The following is a 22,453-nucleotide window of genomic DNA, read 5'->3' on the forward strand; positions in this document are numbered from 1 at the left end:
AACGCTTTCAAACAGCAATAGGGGGAATCCTCTTCCCCCTATTATATATTGAGTTGATTAAGACCCGTCTTTCCAAATAGCGCAAGGTTCAATTTTCGCTCGTTGCAGCTTATGGCGATCGCGTTCTGCGTCACGCTTCAACTTGTATGGCCCTAAAACCACACGGTACCAGCTACTGCCATCTTTCTTGCGGATCTCACTTGAGATACCTTGGAAGGCAATATCCAACTTACGTGCTTCTGCCTGCGACGAGGTTTTGTAAGCGCCACACTGCATGATGTAAGGGATCTTAGAGATCTGTTGCTCTTTGGCTTTTACTTCAATCTCGCGGCTTGGCAGCGTTTCAACGTAGTCCCACTTCTCTTCAGGAGGCGGCGGAATCACTTTCGCTGGTTTTGGCTTAGGTTTTGGTTTGGTTGCCACAGGCGCTGGTGCAGGCGGCTCAGGATCATTACTCAATAGGTAAAGTCCGTAACCAAAACCACCGGCAAGGAGGATCGCCAAAAGACCACTGCGCCAAGGTTTACGGCGAGGGGCTTGTTTTTTGGTCGGTTTTTTCGTGCCACGACCGCGCTTTACATAATCTCTATTAGCCACAAGACAATTCAATAGTTGCTGATTCTGCCCTCATGGTAATCCAGATTGCGCGAGGATAATAGTGCAGAAATGGAAGCGGCACATCAAAATGTGCCGCAGATTTATAAGGGTATTTCTAAGGGTTATATTCGAGGTGGCGCTGTACTGCCTCGAACCACTAATTTAGCTTCAAGCAGACGCGAACCTGCTTGCACATCGTTGCCTTTTAATAGATCAAGCATCATCAACATCGCTTGGCGTCCAATCTCATAACGAGGCTGAGAAATGGTGGTTAGCGGTGGATCGCAGTATTGAGCGAATTGGATGTCATCGAAGCCGACAATCGATAGGTCTTGAGGGACGCGCAAGCCCAGCTTCTTCGTTTCTTGAATCGCACCAATCGCCATCGCATCGTTGTGACAGAAGATAGCTGTAGGTTGTTCAGGAAGTGCCAGTAATTGACGAACCGCTTGAGCGCCCGCTTCAAAGGTGAAGTCACCGACCGTGCTATAGGCTGGATTCATTGAGACTCCGGCGCGACGCAGCGCTTGCTGGTAGCCTTGTTGGCGGAACTTACACAGTGTTGCCGATACTGGTCCTGAAATTTGAGCAATACGCTTATGACCTAACTGAGCTAGGTAGTTCACCGCTTCAAAGGCAGAGGTCAGGTTATCGATGTGTACCGTAGGCAGTTCAAGCTCAGGGGCAAACTCACACGCCATTACCATCGGCGGTAAATTCTTTTGTTCAGGTTTGCTGACATCAAACGGATGGTCAGTACCCAGCAGCAACATGCCGTCGGCTTGTTTGGTGAAAACTAAGTTAACAAACGAAGACTCGCGCTTCTTTTGCTGGCCGCTATCACCCAGTAGAACAAGGTAATCATTTTCTACTGCGGCATCTTCGATACCACGAATGATCTCGGCGAAATAAGGGTCACAGATATCAGGAACAATAGTGATGATGGTTTTTGATTCGTTGCGACGTAAGTTTCTAGCTAATGTATTGGGTGAGTATCCAGCTTCAAGTACTGCTGTTTCCACTCGTTTGCGAGTCGAAACTGAGACTTTCTCAGGGTTCATCAATGCACGTGATACCGTGGCTGTTGAGACGCCTGCTAGCTGGGCAACATCCTTCATTGTCGCCATAAATTAAACCCTCTTTTAAGTTCCTTTGCCGCCTAAGCATCTAAGGCGTGAATAATAAATGTAATCGAATAGATATTATGAAAGTGTTGCTAACACTTTTTTTATTGCAATATTTTATTCGTTTAATCCGTGTAAAGTTACGGCTAGATTAACAAAAATCACATGACTAGTGTGAAGTTGCTCACGAGAAATATGAAATATTTGTGAACAAACTTATCATTAGTTTTAACCCAAGTGGGTTTAACTCAAATCTTGCGGCTCAATATCGAGTGACCAGCGAACTTTTTTCGCAGCAGGTAACATATTGATGGCCGGCTTGGCACTCATCAATAGCTTCTGCATTAACGAGCGCGTCTGAGTTTGTAAGATTAACTGCCAGCGCGATTTGCCCGCTCGTTTTGCTAACGGAGCCGGGGTTGGCCCTAACACCATGCAATATTGGTCAAACAGCGGGTGCGATTCCAATGTGTGACGAACCTGACGCAAGAACTCTTCCACCAAGCGAGTGTCATTGGCTTCTGCTCTAAACAGCGTCATAAAGGTATAGGGCGGTAACATTGCCTGCTTACGTTCTGCTAGCGCCGTCTGAGCAAAGTGGTTATAGTCTTTGTGTAGCAAGGCTTGCAACAACCCATGTTCTGGGTGGTGAGTCTGTAAGATCACTTCACCGGGTTTGCTTGCTCGTCCTGCGCGTCCCGCTACTTGGATGAATAGCTGCGCAAGACGTTCAGAGGCACGGAAGTCACTACTATATAAAGAGCCATCCACATCCAATAACGCCACAAGTGTCACGTCAGGGAAATGGTGACCCTTAGCAAGCATCTGCGTGCCGATAAGAATTTGGAATTCACCCTTACGAATCGACTCGAGTGCGCTTTCTAAGCTGCCTTTACGGCGGGTGCTGTCGCGGTCAATACGAATGGTTTTGTATTCAGGGAATAGTTGACCAAGTTGAGCTTCTAACTGCTCGGTCCCTACACCCACTGTCACTAAGTTTGCAGACCCACAGCCTTGGCAATTGTGCACGATATGCTGCTGAGAACCACAGTGGTGGCAGCGCATCTCATTGCTGTATTGGTGATAGGTGTAGTAAGCATCGCAACGTTTACACTCGGCTGTCCAACCACAATCGTGACACATTAATGCCGGAGAAAACCCTCGACGATTGAGGAACAGCATCACTTGGTTGCCAGCTTTGAGGTGTCTTTGCATCTCTGCAATTAACGACGCAGACAAACCACTTTCTAGATATTCACCTTTAACATCCAACACCTTATTGGTGGTCGGCAGTGCGACACCCGCACGTGAAGTCAGGGTGAGATAACTGTATTTGCCGATCTGAGCGTTGTGCAGCGTCTCAAAGGCCGGAGTCGCCGAGCCTAACACAACTGGAATCTGCGCTTTGTGCGCACGCATGATCGCCACATCACGAGCGTGGTAGCGCAGGCTATCTTGCTGTTTATAAGACGCATCGTGTTCTTCATCGACAATGATAATACCTAGGTCAGCAAACGGCGTGAACAGAGCCGAACGGGTACCAATCACGATGCCCGCTATTTTATCGCGCGCCGATAACCAAGCATTCAGTCGCTCAGAATCGTTTAAACCTGAGTGGATAACCTCAACAGGTACATTAAAGCGTCGCTTAAAGCGGTTAATTGTTTGAGGAGTGAGACCAATCTCGGGCACGAGCACTAACGCTTGTTTACCTTGATCGAGAATCGGCTTAATCATATTCAGGTAAACCTCGGTCTTACCTGAGCCAGTAACGCCCTCTAACAGGAAACAACCAAAGTCGGTTTGGCTATTTACGGTCGCAATCGCGATGGCTTGTTCGGCATTGAGCTTAGGTTTGTCTTGGTCATTCTCAAGTTCAACTGGCCATGGCTGACGTTTTGGCTTTTTCTCTATTGATTCAATCCAGCCTTTCTCTTCTAGCGTTTTGAGTACGGCACTGCCAACTTCTTCATCAATGAACTCTTGATGAGGAACCGGACCGTGCTCAAGCATGTGCATCACTTTGGCTTGTTTGACCGCGCGACCAAAACCTTGCATCAGTTGGTCTTTGCCTGATGGTGTTAACTGCCACTCAACCAGCGTCGCGAAGTCGGCGGCTTTGCCTTTTCTTAGAGCGCTCGGAAGGGCGTTAGCAAAGGTTTCGCCAAGGGGGTACTGATAAAACTGACTGCACCACATTAACAGTGAATAGACAGATTCCGGCCAAACGGGTTGGTTGTCTAATAAGGCTTTAATGGGCTTGAGCTTATCTAGCTCGAATTCTGATTCGTTAACCAGAGCCGTGACAATCCCAGTTAAGGTTTGTCGTCCAAAAGGCACAGAGACGCGACCACCAATAATCGGGAATAGGTGGTTTGGAATCTTGTAATCGAACTGCTTGTCGAGTGGAACAGGCAGCGCCACACGGGCAATCATTGGACGCATAAAGGGACGGCTTTATCTGAATTGACGAGAGCGAACAGTCTAAAGGATAAGGCGGTTAAATTCGAGAAGCAGTTTGAATGTGATGTGGCAGAGAAGCGGGTGAGGTTGGGGCCAAGCCAAGAATCACAGCCAGCAAAGGAAATAACGCCGATATTGGCGAAAAATGTATCAAATCAGTTGATCCTACTTCACAGATTCATTACTATACTGCGCCTTAAAGGTATGGCTTCATCACTCTTTTGTGTCGATGCGGTGTCTTTATTTCTTTTTTTAAACTACGTGTGGTGTGCGGCTTAGAATCGTATAGCGACACGGCCTACTTGAGGTTATCCCATGAAAGCTGGAATCCACCCAGAATACAAAGCAGTTACTGCAACTTGTTCTTGCGGCAACACATTTGAGTTCAACTCAACGCTAGCAAAAGAATCAATCCACCTAGACGTATGTGACAAATGTCACCCGTTCTACACTGGTAAGCAACGTATCGTAGATACTGGCGGCCGTGTTGATCGCTTCAACAAGCGTTTCGGTGCTCTTTCTAGCAAGAAGTAATTCTCGCTATTTAGACATGAAAAAGGACACTTCGGTGTCCTTTTTTGTTGCCTGTAATTTGAGAAAGCACTGACTTCTATTCAAGCATCACTCTCACCCAACGATAAGTTGCCTCTCTATTCTATTTCAGGGCAATTCCTTGCGTATCTCTCTTCACCAAAATTCAGCACGAAACTTCAACAAGCGATAGTAATTTCAACTGCTCACTGGTCTTATTAGTAGTGAAATCTCGTTTTTTAATGAGACAGAGGCTTCAACCACCTAGGAACTTTGAAGTACATCCATTAACATGAACAAGATCCCCCAAATAATAATATCCTAGGAACCTACACCTATGTCTGAAGACAGCAGCCAAGCTCAATCCTCTCAAGCGTTATCATCTGAAAAATCGTTATCGCCTCAAGAACAATTCCGTCAGCAAGCTCTTGATTACCATGAGTTCCCAATTCCTGGCAAAATTGCCGTAGAACTGACGAAGCCTGCAAACTCTGCAGAAGACCTAGCACTTGCATACAGCCCAGGCGTAGCCGAGCCTGTTCGCGAGATCGCACAGAACGTCGATAACGTTTATAAGTACACAGGTAAAGGCAACATGGTTGCAGTTATCTCTAACGGTACAGCGATTCTTGGCCTAGGTAACCTTGGCCCTATTGCTTCTAAACCTGTTATGGAAGGCAAAGCGCTCCTGTTTAAGCGTTTTGCTGGTTTAGATTCTATCGATATTGAAGTAAAACACCGCACAATCGATGAGTTCGTTGATACAGTTGCGAATATCGCAGATACATTCGGCGGTATTAACCTGGAAGACATCAAAGCACCAGACTGTTTTGAGATTGAACGTCGCCTGATTGAACGTTGTGATGTTCCGGTATTCCACGATGACCAACACGGTACTGCGATTGTAACGGCAGCGGGTATGCTGAATGCGATCGAGCTTCAAGGTAAGAAACTTGAAGAGTGTAAGATCGTTTGTTTAGGTGCTGGCGCAGCAGCGGTTGCTTGTATGGAGCTACTGATTAAGTGTGGCGCTCAGCGTGAAAAAATCTACATGCTTGACCGTAAAGGTGTGATCCACACTCGTCGTGATGACCTCAACGAATACAAAGAGCTGTTCGCAAATAACACTGATAAGCGTACGCTTGAAGATGTTATCGAAGGCGCTGACCTGTTCTTGGGTGTATCGGGGCCGAATCTACTGCCTGCTGAAGCACTAACGCTGATGGCTGATAAGCCTGTTGTGTTTGCATGTTCAAACCCAGATCCAGAGATCAAGCCTGAGCTTGCACACGAAGTTCGTTCTGACCTAATCATGGGTACAGGCCGCAGTGATTACCCTAACCAAGTAAACAACGTACTTTGTTTCCCATTCATTTTCCGTGGTGCACTAGACGTGCGTGCGAGCGAAATTAATGACGAAATGAAGCTAGCGGCGGTTAAAGCGATTCGTGAACTGGCGAAAGAAGAAGTTCCAGCTGAAGTACTAGCAGCTGCGGGCGAGACTGCACTGGAGTTCGGTAAGGGTTACATCATTCCTAAGCCAATGGACCCACGTCTACTTCCTCGCGTAGCACGAGCAGTTGCGGAAGCGGCTGTTGAATCTGGCGTAGCTCGTATCGAGATGCCTGCTAACTATATGGCTTAATAGCTGTTGCTCTATTGAGCCAAAAAGAATAATAAAAAACCGACTCATCTGGAGTCGGTTTTTTTATGTCTATCATTCACAGCGCAATCATAAAAAGCTATGCGCGATGTGATAAATAAGGTTCAGCTAGAGCGAATCAATAATGAAGGCAGTGACTGAGTTGTTTTTATTCTTCGTCAAACGCTTCGAACTCGATACCCATCTCTGTCATCAGCTTTTTCACTTCAGCAGGAATATCGTCTGGGCGGTCTTTACGAAGGTCTTCATCCGTTGGTAGTGGTTGGCCTGTGTACGCATGTAGAAAGGCTTCGCACAGTAGCTCACTGTTTGTTGCATGGCGTAGGTTATTAATCTGGCGGCGAGTACGCTCGTCAGTAAGAACCTTTAACACTTTTAGAGGGATAGAAACTGTAATTTTCTTTACTTGTTCGCTTTTCTTTCCATGCTCAGCATATGGGCTTATGTATTCACCATTCCAGTCGGCCATTGCGTACCTTCATCACTTTAGTTGTTAGAATAAATTAATAGTGGTGATTTTAGCGGGATTTACTGCCATAAGCAAAGACATATAGACGTCTAGAAGTGTTGACGTCTCACGTTTATGAAAGTAAAGTGAATAACATATATCTAACACAGCCGCAAAATGCCGACAAGCCGCTGTGATTCTCAGACGCAAAACTTGTAAGGAAGCACCTATGAGCAGCCGGAAGCCAGCAACAATCGCAGTACGTACTGGTATCGAGTCAGACACGCAACACCATGCCGTTGTCCCACCCATTTATCTTTCGACTAACTATGGGTTTCCCGCTTTTGGTGAAGTGCCAAAGTACGATTACACCCGTTCTGGTAACCCAAACCGCGGTTTATTAGAGACGGCACTGTTTGAGCTTGAATCAGGCAAAGGCGCGGTTGTGACTAACTGTGGTACTTCGGCGCTTAACTTATGGGTTTCGGCTTTCTTAGGCGGCGATGATCTTATTATTGCACCGCACGATTGCTACGGCGGTACTTACCGTCTGTTTAACACTCGCTCGCTAAAAGGTGACTTCAAAGTTCTGTTCGTTGATCAATCGGATCAAGCAGCGCTGGATGCGGCGCTCGCGCTTAAGCCAAAGTTGATCTTAATTGAAACCCCATCGAATCCACTGGTTCGCGTGGTTGATATTGCAGAAACTTGCCGTAAAGCGAAAGAGGTTGGTGCTCTGGTTGCTGTCGACAACACGTTTTTGACACCTGTGTTCCAAAAGCCTTTAGAGCTGGGTGCTGATTTTGTTATCCACTCAACCACTAAGTACATCAATGGACACTCAGATGTTATTGGTGGCGTTGTGGTCACTAAGACAGAAGAACACGCTGAAGAGTTAGCATGGTGGGGCAACTGTATTGGTGCGACCGGCACACCATTTGATAGCTACATGACTTTACGTGGTATTCGTACGCTAGGTGCGCGTATGCGAGTTCACGAAGAAAGCTCACGTGAAATTCTAGCGTCTCTGCAGCAACAAGATCTTGTTGGCACTATTTACCACCCAAGCCTTCCTGAACATCCGGGTCATGATATCGCGAAGAAACAGCAATCGGGCTTTGGTTCCATGCTCAGTTTTGAGTTTGCGGGCTCATTCGAGGCGCTTAAATACTTTGTTGATAAGTTAGAGCTGTTTTCTTTGGCAGAATCATTGGGCGGTGTTGAAAGCCTGATTTGTCACCCTGCGTCGATGACTCACCGCGCGATGGGTGAAGAAGCCTTAGCAGAAGCGGGTGTTTCTCAGCAACTACTGCGTCTATCTGTTGGCCTTGAAGATGCAGAAGACCTAATCGATGACCTCAAGCAAGCGTTTGAAAGAACACAGCGCTTTATCGCTGAAGGGGAGGGTTAATAATGGCAACCTTTCGCCAGCTACATAAATTTGGTGGCAGCAGTTTAGCGAATCCTGAATGTTACCAACGCGTGGTCAACATTCTTAGAGAATACTCATCAGCATCTGATTTGGTGGTGGTATCGGCAGCAGGCAAAACAACCAACCGTTTGATTGAATTTGTTGAAGCGCTCGACAAAGATGGTCGTATTGCCCATGAATGCCTACAAGCACTTCGTCAGTTCCAACTCGATCTGATTGAAGCACTGCTTGAGGGTGAATCAGCCGCACAACTTACTTCAACCATTCAACAAGAATTTACCGCTTTGGGTGAGCTAACGGCTCCCTTGAGCGAAGCACAAAAAGCAAAAGTGCTTGGACACGGTGAGGTTTGGTCTTCACGTATACTCGCGGCTTTGTTGTGCCAGCATGATTTACAAGCCGTTGCTCAAGATGCGCGTGCTTTTTTACGTGCAGAAGTGGGCGCTCAGCCTGAAGTCGACCGCGCACGTTCTTACCCTCTGATCAAAGAAGCCTTGGCGCAGCATGCACATTGCCGCGTGGTGATTACGGGCTTTATGGCTCAGAACTGCGAGGGTGAAACGGTATTGCTTGGCCGTAACGGTTCGGATTACTCAGCAACCGTGATTGGTGCTTTGGCTGAAGTTGAACGCGTGACGATTTGGAGTGATGTGGCAGGCGTTTACAGCGCTGACCCTCGTCTGGTTTCAGATGCGTGTCTATTGCCTCTACTTCGCCTTGATGAAGCCAGCGAATTGGCTCGTCTTGCCGCTCCAGTGCTTCACAGCCGAACGCTACAGCCTGTGGCTCAAAGTGCTATGGATCTCAGCTTACGCTGCAGCTATCAGCCGGAGGCGGGCTCTACACAGATCGAGCGTGTACTGGCATCGGGTCGTGGCGCAAAAATCATTACCTCTTTGGATGAAGTGCTTATCGTGCAACTGACCTTTGGTCACGGCCATGATTTCGACCGTCTAGAGAGTGAAGTGCTTGAAGGGCTTAAGCGTGCTCAACTTGAGCCGCTTGCTTATGAGCTAGAACCGGATCAACACTGCTTGCGTCTTGCCTACACAGAAGAGATCGCTGGTGGTGCATTAGAATATCTCCAAGACCATGCGATTGAAGCTGAGATTAAGCTAAAAGAAGGTTTCTCTCTGATTGCTGCAGTGGGTGCGGGTGTGACTAAGAACCCTAACCATTGCTACGGTTTCTACCAGCAGCTTAAGAGCTCGCCGGTTGAGTTCATCTCAGAAGCGAACTCAGGCTTAAGCTTGGTGGCTGTGATTCGTAAGAGTGAAACATCAAGTCTAGTGAAAGGCATTCATTCTCAACTGTTCCAAGCGCAGAAGCGTGTTGCGATTGCCTTGTGTGGTAAGGGCAATATTGGTTCAAGCTGGTTAAGCCTGTTTGCTGAGCAAAAAGCGGAACTTGAAAAGCGCCGTGGAATGAACTTTGAATTGGTTGCCGTGGTTGATAGCCAAACCTATTGGTTCGACGATCAAGGCATTGATGCGACTTCGGTAGGTAAGCGCTTTGACGACGAAGCTATTGCTAACAATGGTAACGACTGGTTAGAGCGTTTGGGCTCTATTCAAGGTTATGACGAAGCAGTGGTTCTGGATGTGACTGCGAGCCCAGTGCTTGCAGCAAAGTATCTGCAAATCGCACAACAAGGTATTCACCTAATCTCGGCGAACAAGGTGGCAGGTTCTGCATCGAGCGAGTATTACCATCAAGTACAAGATGCTTTCGCTAAGATCAGCCGTCATTGGTTGTACAACGCGACAGTGGGTGCTGGATTGCCGATTAACCACACGGTACGTGACCTACGTGAAAGTGGCGATGACATCATTGCGTTGTCTGGCATTTTCTCGGGCACGTTGTCTTGGTTGTTCCAACAGTTTGATGGCACCGTGCCGTTCAGCGAGTTGGTTGACTTAGCATGGCAACAAGGCCTTACGGAACCTGACCCTCGTGCTGACCTAGATGGCTCAGACGTGATGCGTAAGCTGGTGATTCTGGCGCGTGAATCTGGTTTGGATATCGAACCTGAAAACGTAAAAGTGGAATCGCTCGTACCTGCAGAGCTGCAAGATCTATCTGTGGATGACTTCTTCGACAAAGCTTCTGTACTGAGCGAAGAGCTGGCTGAGCGTTTAGAGAAAGCGCACTCTCAACAGAAAGTTCTGCGTTACGTAGCGCGTTTGGAGAAGAACGGTAAGGCAACCGTAGGCGTTGAAGCACTGTCGAAAGAACATGCTCTGGCGAACTTGTTGCCTTGCGACAACATCTTTGCGATTGAGAGCAAATGGTACAAAGATAATCCATTGGTTATTCGTGGCCCAGGTGCCGGTCGTGAAGTAACGGCAGGTGCAATTCAATCTGATTTAAACAGAATGTCTAGCCTGTTCTGATACTCAGATCGGTTGGTTTGAAACTCAGATCAATTGTTTTAGTACGTAAATGGCATACTATTCACTAAGATAAATAAGGCTGAAAGCACGATGTGTTTTTCAGCCTTTTTTCTACATTATTTCTGCTTTGCGACCCATCTAACGACTTGAGTTTTACTCACGATCTACTTGAGAAAAATTCATAATGGATCTGTTGACATTAAATCGTATTCAATACATTCTACAGACATATAGACGTCTAAACGTCGTTTAAGGATTTGAGTTTTTAGTGGTTGCTTTTGCCACAGGGAGAGTAAGATGGGATACACACACGCTAGTCATATCGACGCTTTAAATCAGAATATCGCTGAGCTTTCTGACAACATCAATGTGTCATTTGAGTTTTTTCCACCGAGCAGTGAGAAGATGGAAGAGACCCTGTGGAACTCTGTTCACCGCCTTAAAACACTTCAACCAAAATTTGTATCGGTAACTTACGGTGCAAACTCGGGTGAACGTGACCGTACCCACTCAATCATTAAAGAAATTAAAAACCAAACCGGCCTAGTGGCTGCACCGCACCTAACGTGTATTGATGCAAGCCGTGAAGAGCTGATTCAAATTGCCGACGATTACTGGGCAAATGGTATCGAGAGTATTGTTGCGCTACGTGGTGATATTCCAGCAGGCGGCGGCGCGCCAGAGATGTACGCATCTGACCTAGTCGAGCTACTTAAATCTCGCCACGATTTTGATATCTCAGTAGCGGCATTCCCTGAGGTTCACCCTGAAGCAAAAAGCGCTCAATCTGATCTTATTAACCTAAAGCGTAAAGTGGATGCGGGTGCCAACCGTGCCATCACTCAGTTCTTCTTTGATGTAGAGAGCTACCTACGCTTTCGTGACCGCTGTGTAGCGGCTGGCGTTGATGTTGAGATTGTACCGGGCATTCTGCCGGTTTCTAACTTCAAGCAAGCATCTCGCTTTGCTGCGATGAACAACGTAAAAGTACCGGGCTGGATGGCGAAGCAGTTTGAAGGTTTGGATGATGATCCAACGACTCGTCAGCTTGTTGGTGCTAGCCAAGCAATTGATATGGTTCGTACACTGAGCCGTGAAGGTGTGAAAGATTTCCACTTCTACACGCTAAACCGTGCAGAAATGACTTATGCACTTTGCCATACGCTAGGTGTTCGTCCGCAAGTCGCTGCGCTGTAAGAAAAGTCTAAGAAGTAAAGCCTAAGCACTTGTAAAAAGCCTCTGGCAGTAACATTTCAAATCCTATAGATACAAAAAAGGCTTGGACTCATAGAGTTCAAGCCTTTTGCTTTTCTAGCTTAACTTAAGCTAGAGCGCCAAGTTCAAGCAGTACTTCTTCAGCCCATACAATCCATGCTTCACGGATAAGTAGGTTACGACGAAGTGTTAGACGCTCAAGGCGTGCTTGCTTGTCTAGTGTCGATGGCGTTGCGTAGTAAGCTGCTTCGATTTCACGGTAGTGAGAAACCAGTTTGCGAGACTCTTCTACTAGCTCAGCAAGTTGTACACGGTAAGCGTCAGAAGGTTGTACAGCACAAGCCATTAGCTTAGCTGAGAACTCGTCACGAACGGTTGGGTGTGCAGTTGGTTGTTCAAACCATTCACCTAGCGCGCCACGGCCAGCATCAGTGATAGAGTAAACTTTACGATCAGGTTTGCCTTCTTGAGGCTCAAGCACGCAAGTTACCTGGTCGTTCTGAGCCATTTTATTTAGCTCGCGGTAAACTTGTTGATGGCTAGCTTTCCAGAAGTAACCAATGCTTGCGGAGAATTCTTTTGTGATATCGTAACCAGTAGCATCGCGTGTACTTAAAACGGTTAGAATTACGTGTGGTAATGACATGTCTGAAATCCAAATGGTAAACAGTAAACAAATACTTAAACAACAAGTGTGCTTCTAATGGCACGTTATATTGGTTATGTCTAAGTAGCACCAACTCATCGGTTGGTTATGTCACCTTACAAAGCCGTTTATCACCTAGGTTGACCAGTTTATTGGTCAAGATGCTGCAGATTATTTTTTGGAGTGTTTCCGCAGCGGAGCAGTAGTATATCTAAATAATAAGCATAAAGTAGAATACATGGACAAAATAACCCAAAAAACTGACAAAAAACTCAGTATTGCTTATTTTGTGAAATAAAAAGGTCGCACTAGGCGACCTTTTGTCTGTTGAATGGTAGGAATCACTAATTAACCAGTGTTTCGCATGCCTGCTGCAATGCCTGCAATCGTCACCATTAGCGCTTCTTCAAGCTCTGCTGGTGGTGTTTCACACTTACGAGTACGGTAAAGCAGTTCAGCTTGAAGCATGTTTAGTGGCTCAACGTAGATGTTACGTAGGCGGATTGACTCAAGTCCCCAAGGGTCGCTCTGCATTAGGTTCTCGTTGTTCTCAACATTTAGCACGGCTTTGATGTCTTTTTGCAGCTTTTCACGCAGTAACTCACCTAATGGTAATAGCTCTTCGTCAACAAGGCGTTGGTCGTAGTACTTAGCGATTTCCATGTTGCACTTCGAGTACACCATTTCCAACATACCGAGACGGGTAGAGAAGAACGGCCACTCGCGACACATCTCTTCGAGCAGGGCTTGATGGCCTTGATCTACAGAGTACTGAATCGCTTCACCAGCGCCTAACCATGCAGGCAGTACCAAACGGTTTTGGCTCCAAGAGAAGATCCATGGAATCGCACGTAGGCTTTCTACGCCGCCGTTCGGGTTACGTTTCGCAGGGCGAGAGCCAAGAGGCAGTTTACCTAGCTCCAGTTCAGGTGTCGCTTGACGGAAGTAAGGTACGAATTTCTCTTCGCCACGAACCACGTTGCGGTAAGCCTCACAAGATACTTGAGATAGCACTTCCATTAGGTCGCGCCACTCTTGTTTTGGCTCAGGTGGCGGCAGAAGGTTCGCCTCTAGAATCGCGCTTGCGTAAAGGTTGAAGCTGTTTACAGCAACGTCTGGTAAGCCAAGTTTAAAGCGGATCATTTCGCCTTGCTCTGTTACACGTAAACCGCCTTTCAAGCTCTTAGGTGGCTGAGAAAGAAGAGCAGCGTGCGCCGGAGCACCACCACGACCAACCGTACCGCCACGACCGTGGAATAGAGTCAGTTCAATGCCTTCTTCATCACAAACCTTAACCAGTTTGTCCATTGCATCGTATTGAGCCCAACCTGCAGACATTACGCCCGCATCTTTCGCTGAGTCAGAGTATCCGATCATCACCATTTGGTGATTCTGGATAAAGCCACGGTACAAGTCGATGCTCATTAGCTGTTTCATTACTGCTTCTGAGTTGTTCAAGTCGTCTAGCGTTTCGAACAGCGGACATACGTCCATGCGGTATGGGCAGCCACATTCTTGCAGTAGTAAGTGAACAGCCAGTACATCTGATGCAGTACGAGCCATAGAAATTACGTAAGCACCGAAGGCTTCACGAGGTTGAGCAGCAATAACCTTGCAGGTGTCTAAAACCTCTTTAACCTGTTCAGATGGCTCCCAATCGCGAGGAAGAAGCGGACGCTTAGAGCTTAATTCATTGGTTAAGAAAGCAATCTTGTCTTGCTCGTTCCATTGGTCGTAGTCGCCAATGCCTAGGTAGCGAGTCAGTTCAGACAGTACATCTGAGTGACGAGTACTTTCTTGACGAACATCGAGACGAACTAGGTGTACACCGAACGCTTTTAGGCGGCGCAGAGTATCAAGCAGAGAACCGTCTGCGATTACGCCCATGCCACATTCGTGCAGCGATTGGTAACATGCGTAAAGCGGTGTCCAAAGTTGGTCGATGTTCTGTAGTGTTTCTTTCTTCGGAACCTCTGTGTCATGCAATTTTGCATCCAGCACTTCTAGCGTGTTGTTCAGTAGAGTGCGTAGGTTCTTCAGGATTGCACGGTAAGCTTCGTGTTCATCACCTGCTAGCTCACGAACGGCATCATTACACTTAGTCATCGACAGTTCGGTAATCAGCTCGTTTACGTCGCCTAAGTAAAGATCGGCAGCTTTCCAACGAGATAGGCGCAGAACTTCCTTAGTGATGGTGTGCGTTACGAATGGGTTGCCATCGCGGTCACCGCCCATCCAAGATGAGAAGTGTACTGGGCGTGCATCGATCGGCAGGCCTTCACCAAGATAACCTTTTAATCGGCCATCCATTTCACGTAGGAAGTCAGGAACGGCTTCCCATAGAGAGTTTTCTACAACCGCAAAGCCCCACTTAGCTTCATCAAGTGGCGTTGGGCGTTGTTGACGAATCACATCTGAGTGCCAACCTTGAGCGATCAGTTGCTCTAGGCGGCGTTCGGTTTTCACGCGCTCTTTGTGTGATAGGTCGCTTAATTCTAATTTAGACAGACACTCGTTGATCTTAACTAGCTTGTTGATCATGGTGCGACGAGTGATTTCTGTTGGGTGTGCAGTCAGAACGAGTTCAATGTTCAGGTCGCGAACGGCTTGAGCCGCGTCTAGCTTGCTGATGTCATTCTGGTTTAATTTGGAAAATAGAGATTGCAGCACGTCTGGTTCACAAACATGCTCCTCACAGTGGCGAGAGATGGTGTGGTACTGCTCTGCCATGTTGGTGAGGTTGAGAAATTGGTTAAATGCACGAGCAACAGGAGTGAGTTGTTCGTTCGGCAGGTTTTTGATTTCTTCAACTAGGCTGTCACGGTCAGCTTTGTTGCCTGCGCGGGCGGATTTGGAAAGTTTACGGATAGTCTCCACTTTCTCTAAGATAACGTCACCATGTGCATCTTGGATTGTGTTACCTAGCAAGCGTCCCAGCATGCTTACGTTACTCTTGAGAGCGGCGTATTTCTCGTTCATTGTCATCCTGCCTCGTAAAAAAATTACATCCATTGTTCCTTGTTAAGTACACAATCTAGCGAAAAGTGCTGTATCTAGTCAAATAAAGCATTCTAAGTTTGCAATTATTAGTTTTCGAAATGCGGGAGAAGTAAATTTCCCAATAGTTCGGAATTAAAGTGAAATTTAATTACAAGATCAGGCTGTGTCTGGGATAACAGAATAAAAGCCACCTTTTCGGGTAGCTTTTATACGAAAATATTGGAAGAAAAGTAATAACTAGAAACAATATTTGCGGATCGACTTACTCAGAACATCAATCGTTGGATCGATAAAATCGAAGCTTAGGAACTCATCTGGTTGGTGAGCTTGGTCGATTGAGCCTGGACCCAGCACTAAGGTTGGGCAAAGTTCTTGAAGGAAAGGTGCTTCTGTACAGTAGTTCACGGTTTGTGATTCAGTTTCGCAAACTGATTCCATGCCACCGATAAATGGATGGTCATGTTGGCACTCGTAACCCGGGATAGGTTCGTGCAGTGGCGTAATCTCAATTCTGCCCGGCCATTTTGCTTCTACTTCTTTGAGTGCGCTGCGCAGCATGTTATCCAAGCCATCTAGGCTGATACCTGGCAAAGGACGCACATCATAGTGCAGCTCACAGCAACCACAGATACGGTTGGCACTGTCGCCACCGTGGATATGGCCAAGGTTTAGAGTGGGGCTTGGAATTGCGAAACCCGGGTGGTGATACTCTTTGACTAGCTTGTCACGCAGTTGCATTAAAGCGAACAACACTTCATGCATGATCTCGATGGCGTTGACACCTAATGCAGGATCAGAAGAGTGACCTGATTTACCCGTTACTCGCACAGCGTTAGCAACATGGCCTTTATGGCCACGAATCGGCACAAGGCTGGTTGGCTCACCAATAATGCAGTAATCCGGTTTAAACGGTGCATTTTCAGTGAAATGACGCGCACCCAGCATGGTGGTCTCTTCGTCACAGGTTGCCAATACATATAGCGGCTTGGTCTGTTTGCTCCAATCCATCTTCTTTGCCGCTTCATAAACGAAAGCGAAAAAGCCTTTCATATCGGCTGTGCCTAATCCATAGAAGCGATTGTTGTGTTCTGTTAGTGCGTGAGGGTCGAAGTTCCAACGTCCTTCATCAAATGGCACTGTGTCGCTGTGTCCTGCGAGTAGCAAGCCACCTTCGCCCGATCCCATCTTAGCGACCATATTATGCTTGCCGGGTTCGACTTCCACGACTTCAACGCTAAAGCCTACGTCTTTAAACCATTGAGCCATTTTTTCGATCACTTTCTCGTTGCCATGATCCCAGCTTGGATCGGTCGAGCTAATAGAGTCTGTGGAAATTAGGCCTTTGTAGACCTCAAGAAAACTCGGTAATTGCATAATAACTTCACTTCTACTATTGACAGGAAAACCATAAGTCGGTAAAACACATATTAAATCATATTTAATGCATAAGAAATCAAATAAAGCTAAAAATTAAGTATGAATAGTCAAATTTGAAATGTAACTTACCTCAAAAATGGATGTGTTGAGATGTTGAAAACCACGATCATTGGCGCAAGCGGCTACACAGGAGCAGAACTGGCTCTAATGATAAACAGACACCCTGAGCTCACGCTATCAGGTTTATATGTCTCAGCCAATAGTGTAGACGCAGGTAAACCTATTGCGGCACTGCACGGTAAGTTAGCTGGTTTGATTGATATGCCAGTACAACCTTTAACAAATCCGGAAGAAGTAGCTAAACAGTCTGATGTGATTTTCTTAGCAACGGCACACGAGGTTAGTCACGACCTAGCGCCAATCTTTCTAGAGAACGATTGCCAAGTCTTCGACCTATCGGGAGCATTCAGAGTTAAAGGCGAAAACTTCTATCAAGAGTTTTACGGTTTTGAACATCAACACGAACAATGGCTAGACAAAGCGGCTTACGGTTTAGCGGAATGGAACGAACAAGAAATTAAAGAAGCTCAGCTTGTCGCTGTCGCGGGTTGTTACCCAACGGCATCACAACTGGCGATTAAACCTTTGGTTGAGGCCAAGTTACTGGATGAAAACCAATGGCCAGTGATTAACGCGACTAGCGGTGTGACTGGTGCAGGCCGCAAGACGACGATGGTTAACAGCTTCTGCGAAGTAAGCCTGCAAGCTTATGGCGTCTTCAATCACCGTCATCAACCTGAAATGGCTGCACATTTAGGATGTGATGTGATTTTCACTCCACACCTCGGCAACTTTAAGCGCGGTATTTTAGCGACCATCACCATGAAACTGGCTGAAGGCGTGACAGAACAACAGATACAAGATGCCTTTGAACAAGCTTACCAAGGTAAACCAGCAGTGAGACTACTCGAAGAGACACTGCCAAGAATTCAAGATGTAGAACAGACACCTTTCTGCGACTTAGGTTGGAAGGTTCAAGGTCAACACATCATCGTTGTTTCAGCGATTGATAACTTATTAAAGGGTGCATCTAGCCAAGCGATGCAGTGTTTAAATTTACGTTATGGTTTTGCGCCATTAACTGCGTTAGTGTAAGGAAATCTAGATATGAGCCTTAATAATCAACCATTAATCATAAAGTTAGGTGGCGCAGCGCTATCTTGTGGTGAAACACTTAGCAAGTTATTTGGTGCTATCTCTGCTTACCAACAACAGGCACAACGACCAATCGTGATTGTTCACGGTGGCGGTTACCTTGTTGATGATTTGATGAATAAGTTGAATCTAGAAACCGTTAAGAAAGAAGGGCTACGTGTTACTCCTTATGATCAGATCCCTGTGATCGCTGGTGCACTAGCGGGCACGGCCAACAAACTACTTCAAGGTCAGGCAATTAAAGACGGTATCAATGCCGTTGGTTTAAGCCTAGCAGACGGTGGTTTATGCAAAGTGAGCGAACTGAACCCTGAACTGGGCGCGGTAGGAAAAGCGGAGCCGGGCGACTCAACCGTTCTGCAAGCGATTCTTAATGCGGGCGCACTGCCAATCATTAGCTCAATTGGTCTTACTGAGCAAGGTCAACTGATGAACGTCAATGCCGACCAAGCTGCGGTTGCCGTTGCGGGCGCACTTGATGCTGAACTGGTACTGCTTTCTGATGTAAGTGGTGTGTTGGATGGCAAAGGCCACCTCATTCCAAGTCTTAATCAACAGCAAGCCGATGACCTTATTACAGGCAAAGTGATTACCGACGGCATGATCGTTAAGGTTCAAGCCGCACTAGAAGCCGCTAACGACCTTGGACGACCAATCGAAGTTGCCACTTGGCGATACCCAGAAAAGCTAACACAACTGTTTTCAGGTAAAAGCATAGGAACACAGTTTTTACCTCAGTAGGTTTCACAACGAGTCACTACTTAAAGAATTTAGACAAATTAAATAAACATATAATTATGAAGTCATTTCCAACGCTGACCGCCATGTGCAGTATGGAAACTAGGAGAAAGAAAATGAGCAAAGTTAACGTAAAGAAAGTTGTAGTAGCCTACTCTGGCGGTCTAGACACATCAGTAATCATTCCATGGTTGAAAGAGAACTATGACTGTGAAGTGGTTGCGTTTGTTGCGGATGTTGGTCAAGGCGACGAAGAGTTGATTGGTATCGAAGAGAAAGCAAAAGCTTCTGGTGCATCTGAGTGTTACATCGCAGACCTTAAAGAAGAGATGGTTGCTGACTACATCTACCCAACGCTGAAAACGGGCGCTTACTACGAAGGTAAATACCTACTAGGTACGTCGATGGCGCGTCCAATCATCGCGAAAGCACAGGTTGAAGTCGCACGTAAAGTAGGTGCAGACGCACTGTGTCACGGCTGTACTGGTAAAGGTAATGACCAAGTTCGTTTTGAAGGCGCATTTGCTGCACTAGCACCTGATCTACACGTAATTGCACCATGGCGTGAATGGGATCTAGTGAGTCGTGAAGAGTGTCTAGATTACCTGGCTGAGCGTAACATCCCTTGTACGGCTTCTCTTACTAAGATTTACTCGCGTGATGCAAACGCATGGCACATCTCAACAGAAGGCGGCGTTCTAGAAAACACATGGAATGCACCTAACGAAGATTGCTGGGCTTGGACTGTAGACCCTGAGCAAGCGCCAAACGAATCTGAAACAGTGACGCTTAAAGTTGAAAAAGGCGAAGTGGTTGCGGTTGATGGCGAAACAATGACGCCATACAACGCACTGGTTTACCTAAACGAGAAAGGTGCTAAGCACGGTGTTGGTCGTATCGATATCGTAGAGAACCGTCTTGTTGGCATGAAGTCTCGTGGTTGTTACGAAACTCCGGGTGGCACAATCATGATGGAAGCACTGCGTGCAGTAGAGCAACTGGTTCTTGATAAAGCGGCATTCGAATTCCGTGAAGAGCTCGGTGTTAAGGCTTCTCACCTTGTATACGATGGTCGTTGGTTCACTCCACTATGTAAGTCAATCCTTGCCGCGACAGAAGAGCTAGCACAAGACGTGAATGGTGAAGTGGTTATCAAGCTTTACAAAGGCCATGCAACGGTGACTCAGAAGCGTTCTGACAACAGCCTGTACTCAGAAGAGTTTGCAACCTTTGGTGAAGATGAAGTTTACGACCAAAGCCATGCTGAAGGCTTCATCCGCCTTTACTCGCTATCAAGCCGTATCCGTGCTTTGAATAGCCAAAAGTAATCCTAACAATGAGTTAGTGAGCTAGCCTTTGATGAAAGATTGAAGGTTAGTAAACAGACATTATTATGCAAAGCCCATTCACTATTGATTAGTGAGTGGGCTTTTTACTTTCTATTTGCCTAATAAATCAGCTTCGGTTTTTCCTATCGGATGGCATATAATTCGCGCTCCACGCTAAAAATAATCAATGGATTGAACTGTTGGTGAATAAATATGTGAAAATAATGAATTAATACTTTATTTTCATTTTGAATTGCCGTAAGTTTAAACCATCAGAAAAATACTGAATCTTAATCAGAATTATCATTTGCAAAAACAGTGAGCACTGTGCAATTAGGAGATACACAATGGCATTATGGGGCGGTAGATTTACCCAAGCAGCAGACACCCGGTTCAAAGATTTTAACGATTCTCTTCGTTTTGATTACCGATTGGCTGAGCAAGACATTGTGGGCTCAATTGCCTGGTCTAAAGCTCTACTGTCGGTCAACGTATTAACAGAAGAAGAGCAACAGAAGCTTGAGTTAGCGCTGAATGAGCTAAAACTTGAGGTGATGGAAGATCCTGAACAGATTCTACGTTCTGATGCAGAAGATATTCACAGCTGGGTTGAGCAGCAACTTATCGGCAAAGTCGGTGACTTGGGCAAAAAACTTCACACTGGCCGTTCTCGTAACGACCAAGTGGCGACAGACCTGAAACTATGGTGTCGTCAGCAAGGTAACCAACTGCTACTGGCATTGGATCGCCTACAAAGCCAAATGGTGAACGTTGCTTCTCAGCATCAAGAAACCGTGCTTCCTGGCTACACTCACTTACAACGTGCTCAGCCGGTAACTTTTGCTCACTGGTGCTTGGCTTACGTTGAAATGCTTGAGCGTGATTATTCACGTTTGAATGATGCGATTAAGCGTCTAGACACATGTCCGCTGGGTTCTGGTGCCCTTGCTGGAACAGCTTACCCGATGGACCGTGAAGAGTTAGCTCACAACTTAGGTTTCCGTCGTGCAACGCGCAACTCTCTAGATTCAGTTTCTGACCGCGACCATGTGATGGAGCTAATGTCGATTGCTTCTATCTCTATGCTTCACCTTTCGCGTCTTGCAGAAGATATGATTTTCTACAACTCAGGTGAATCAAACTTCATCGAGTTAGCGGATACCGTGACGTCAGGTTCATCTCTGATGCCACAAAAGAAAAACCCAGATGCGCTAGAGCTTATCCGTGGCAAAACTGGCCGTGTTTACGGTTCATTAGCGGCAATGATGATGACAGTAAAAGCTCTGCCTTTGGCGTACAACAAAGACATGCAAGAAGATAAAGAAGGTCTGTTCGACGCTTTAGATACTTGGAATGATTGTATGGAAATGGCAGCACTCTGTTTTGACGGCATTAAAGTGAACGGCGAACGTACACTTGAAGCCGCGAAACAAGGCTACGCGAACTCAACTGAATTGGCTGATTACCTAGTAGCGAAAGGGATTCCTTTCCGTGAAGCTCACCATATTGTTGGTGTGACGGTAGTGGCGGCGATTGCTAAAGGCTGTGCATTAGAAGAATTAACCATCGCAGAGATGAAAGAGTTCTCTGAGGTGATTGAGGAAGATGTGTATGACATCCTGACCATTGAATCGTGTCTTGAAAAACGTAGCGCGCTAGGCGGTGTATCTCCACAGCAAGTGGCTTACGCGGTTGACCAAGCTGAGAAACGTTTATCACAGCGTGATACGTCCATCGTCAAGGTTCGTCCTGCTCGTCTGACCGATATTGAAGCGTTGGAAGGTATGGTCGCTTACTGGGCGAACATGGGTGAAAACCTACCTCGTTCTCGTAATGAACTGGTGCGTGATATTGGCTCGTTTGCGGTCGCAGAGCATCATGGTGAGGTGACAGGTTGTGCATCACTCTATGTGTATGACTCTGGCCTAGCGGAAATCCGTTCACTGGGTGTCGAAGCTGGCTGGCAAGGTCAAGGGCAGGGTACCGCAATTGTGCAGCACTTGGTTGAGAAAGCGCGACAAATGGCCATCAAGAAGGTGTTTGTGCTGACTCGTACTCCAGAGTTCTTTATGAAGCATGATTTCTTACCAACATCGAAATCTCTGCTGCCTGAGAAGGTACTGAAAGATTGTGACCAGTGTCCTCGTCAACATGCGTGTGATGAAGTGGCATTGGAAGTGAACTTGGTAGAGCAGATAATTGCTAAGGTTAATGTTGCATAAGGCATTGATTTTATAGCTCCTAAAAAAAAGATCAAAAATCTGATCTTTTTTGGGAACAAAC

At 46.5% G+C, this 22,453-nt stretch carries 16 protein-coding genes; 9 read left to right on the top strand and 7 right to left on the bottom strand.

The window, feature by feature from the left end; genetic code table 11:
* Positions 1-57 precede the first annotated feature (57 nt).
* The 3 genes from AB4503_RS09710 to priA form a co-directional block, all read right to left on the bottom strand.
* On the bottom strand, positions 58-597 hold the full coding sequence (locus tag AB4503_RS09710; RefSeq protein WP_372114462.1) for an SPOR domain-containing protein: 540 nt from the start codon (positions 595-597) through the stop codon (positions 58-60).
* Between the two features lie 122 nt (positions 598-719).
* The gene (cytR, locus tag AB4503_RS09715; protein WP_017061147.1) at positions 720-1,724 is read right to left on the bottom strand and encodes a DNA-binding transcriptional regulator CytR; all 1,005 of its coding nucleotides are present in this window, start codon (positions 1,722-1,724) and stop codon (positions 720-722) included.
* Between the two features lie 240 nt (positions 1,725-1,964).
* Positions 1,965-4,166: a primosomal protein N' gene (priA, locus tag AB4503_RS09720; RefSeq protein ID WP_372114464.1), complete on the bottom strand. Its 2,202-nt coding sequence runs from the start codon at positions 4,164-4,166 to the stop codon at positions 1,965-1,967.
* Between the two features lie 333 nt (positions 4,167-4,499).
* On the opposite strand from priA, the gene rpmE reads away from it, so the two are divergent.
* Positions 4,500-4,718 (top strand): 50S ribosomal protein L31, encoded by a 219-nt coding sequence (gene rpmE / locus AB4503_RS09725; protein ID WP_004737142.1) that lies wholly within the window; start codon positions 4,500-4,502, stop codon positions 4,716-4,718.
* Positions 4,719-5,052: 334 nt separating this feature from the next.
* Entirely contained in the window at positions 5,053-6,360 is a 1,308-nt protein-coding gene (locus AB4503_RS09730) for a malic enzyme-like NAD(P)-binding protein (RefSeq protein WP_017063680.1), read from the top strand.
* Between the two features lie 166 nt (positions 6,361-6,526).
* Here the strand turns inward: AB4503_RS09730 and metJ are convergent, their stop codons facing one another.
* Positions 6,527-6,847, bottom strand: a complete 321-nt coding sequence (gene metJ, locus AB4503_RS09735) for a met regulon transcriptional regulator MetJ (RefSeq protein ID WP_004415993.1) — start codon at positions 6,845-6,847, stop codon at positions 6,527-6,529.
* A 208-nt stretch (positions 6,848-7,055) separates the two neighbouring features.
* Here metJ and AB4503_RS09740 point away from each other — a divergent pair, with 208 nt between their 5' ends.
* The 3 genes from AB4503_RS09740 (at position 7,056) to metF (ending at position 11,848) form a co-directional block, all read left to right on the top strand.
* Positions 7,056-8,237: an O-succinylhomoserine (thiol)-lyase gene (locus AB4503_RS09740; RefSeq protein ID WP_017063681.1), complete on the top strand. Its 1,182-nt coding sequence runs from the start codon at positions 7,056-7,058 to the stop codon at positions 8,235-8,237.
* A gap of 2 nt (positions 8,238-8,239) precedes the next feature.
* Positions 8,240-10,651: a bifunctional aspartate kinase/homoserine dehydrogenase II gene (locus tag AB4503_RS09745; RefSeq protein WP_137001065.1), complete on the top strand. Its 2,412-nt coding sequence runs from the start codon at positions 8,240-8,242 to the stop codon at positions 10,649-10,651.
* A gap of 297 nt (positions 10,652-10,948) precedes the next feature.
* Complete coding sequence (gene metF / locus AB4503_RS09750; RefSeq protein WP_004729683.1) at positions 10,949-11,848, top strand: methylenetetrahydrofolate reductase; 900 nt, start codon at positions 10,949-10,951, stop codon at positions 11,846-11,848.
* 124 nt (positions 11,849-11,972) lie between these two features.
* On the opposite strand, the gene AB4503_RS09755 is transcribed toward metF, so the two are convergent.
* The 3 genes from AB4503_RS09755 to argE form a co-directional block, all read right to left on the bottom strand.
* On the bottom strand, positions 11,973-12,512 hold the full coding sequence (locus AB4503_RS09755; protein WP_017061141.1) for a PadR family transcriptional regulator: 540 nt from the start codon (positions 12,510-12,512) through the stop codon (positions 11,973-11,975).
* Positions 12,513-12,860: 348 nt separating this feature from the next.
* Complete coding sequence (gene ppc / locus AB4503_RS09760) at positions 12,861-15,497, bottom strand: phosphoenolpyruvate carboxylase (protein WP_372114465.1); 2,637 nt, start codon at positions 15,495-15,497, stop codon at positions 12,861-12,863.
* A 252-nt stretch (positions 15,498-15,749) separates the two neighbouring features.
* Positions 15,750-16,886, bottom strand: coding sequence for an acetylornithine deacetylase (argE, locus tag AB4503_RS09765; protein WP_009848891.1), 1,137 nt, complete (start codon positions 16,884-16,886; stop codon positions 15,750-15,752).
* A gap of 153 nt (positions 16,887-17,039) precedes the next feature.
* Here argE and argC point away from each other — a divergent pair, with 153 nt between their 5' ends.
* The 4 genes from argC (at position 17,040) to argH (ending at position 22,392) form a co-directional block, all read left to right on the top strand.
* Positions 17,040-18,044 carry an N-acetyl-gamma-glutamyl-phosphate reductase gene (argC, locus tag AB4503_RS09770; protein ID WP_372114467.1) on the top strand — a complete coding sequence of 335 codons (1,005 nt, stop codon included), beginning with the start codon at positions 17,040-17,042 and terminating at the stop codon, positions 18,042-18,044.
* Positions 18,045-18,056: 12 nt separating this feature from the next.
* Complete coding sequence (argB, locus tag AB4503_RS09775; RefSeq protein ID WP_017061138.1) at positions 18,057-18,845, top strand: acetylglutamate kinase; 789 nt, start codon at positions 18,057-18,059, stop codon at positions 18,843-18,845.
* A 113-nt stretch (positions 18,846-18,958) separates the two neighbouring features.
* Positions 18,959-20,170: an argininosuccinate synthase gene (locus tag AB4503_RS09780; RefSeq protein ID WP_017061137.1), complete on the top strand. Its 1,212-nt coding sequence runs from the start codon at positions 18,959-18,961 to the stop codon at positions 20,168-20,170.
* A gap of 347 nt (positions 20,171-20,517) precedes the next feature.
* Positions 20,518-22,392, top strand: coding sequence for an argininosuccinate lyase (gene argH / locus AB4503_RS09785; RefSeq protein WP_017061136.1), 1,875 nt, complete (start codon positions 20,518-20,520; stop codon positions 22,390-22,392).
* Positions 22,393-22,453 lie beyond the last annotated feature (61 nt).

The organism is Vibrio sp. 10N.222.55.B11 (assembly GCF_041473705.1).
Classification (GTDB): domain Bacteria; phylum Pseudomonadota; class Gammaproteobacteria; order Enterobacterales; family Vibrionaceae; genus Vibrio; species Vibrio crassostreae_C.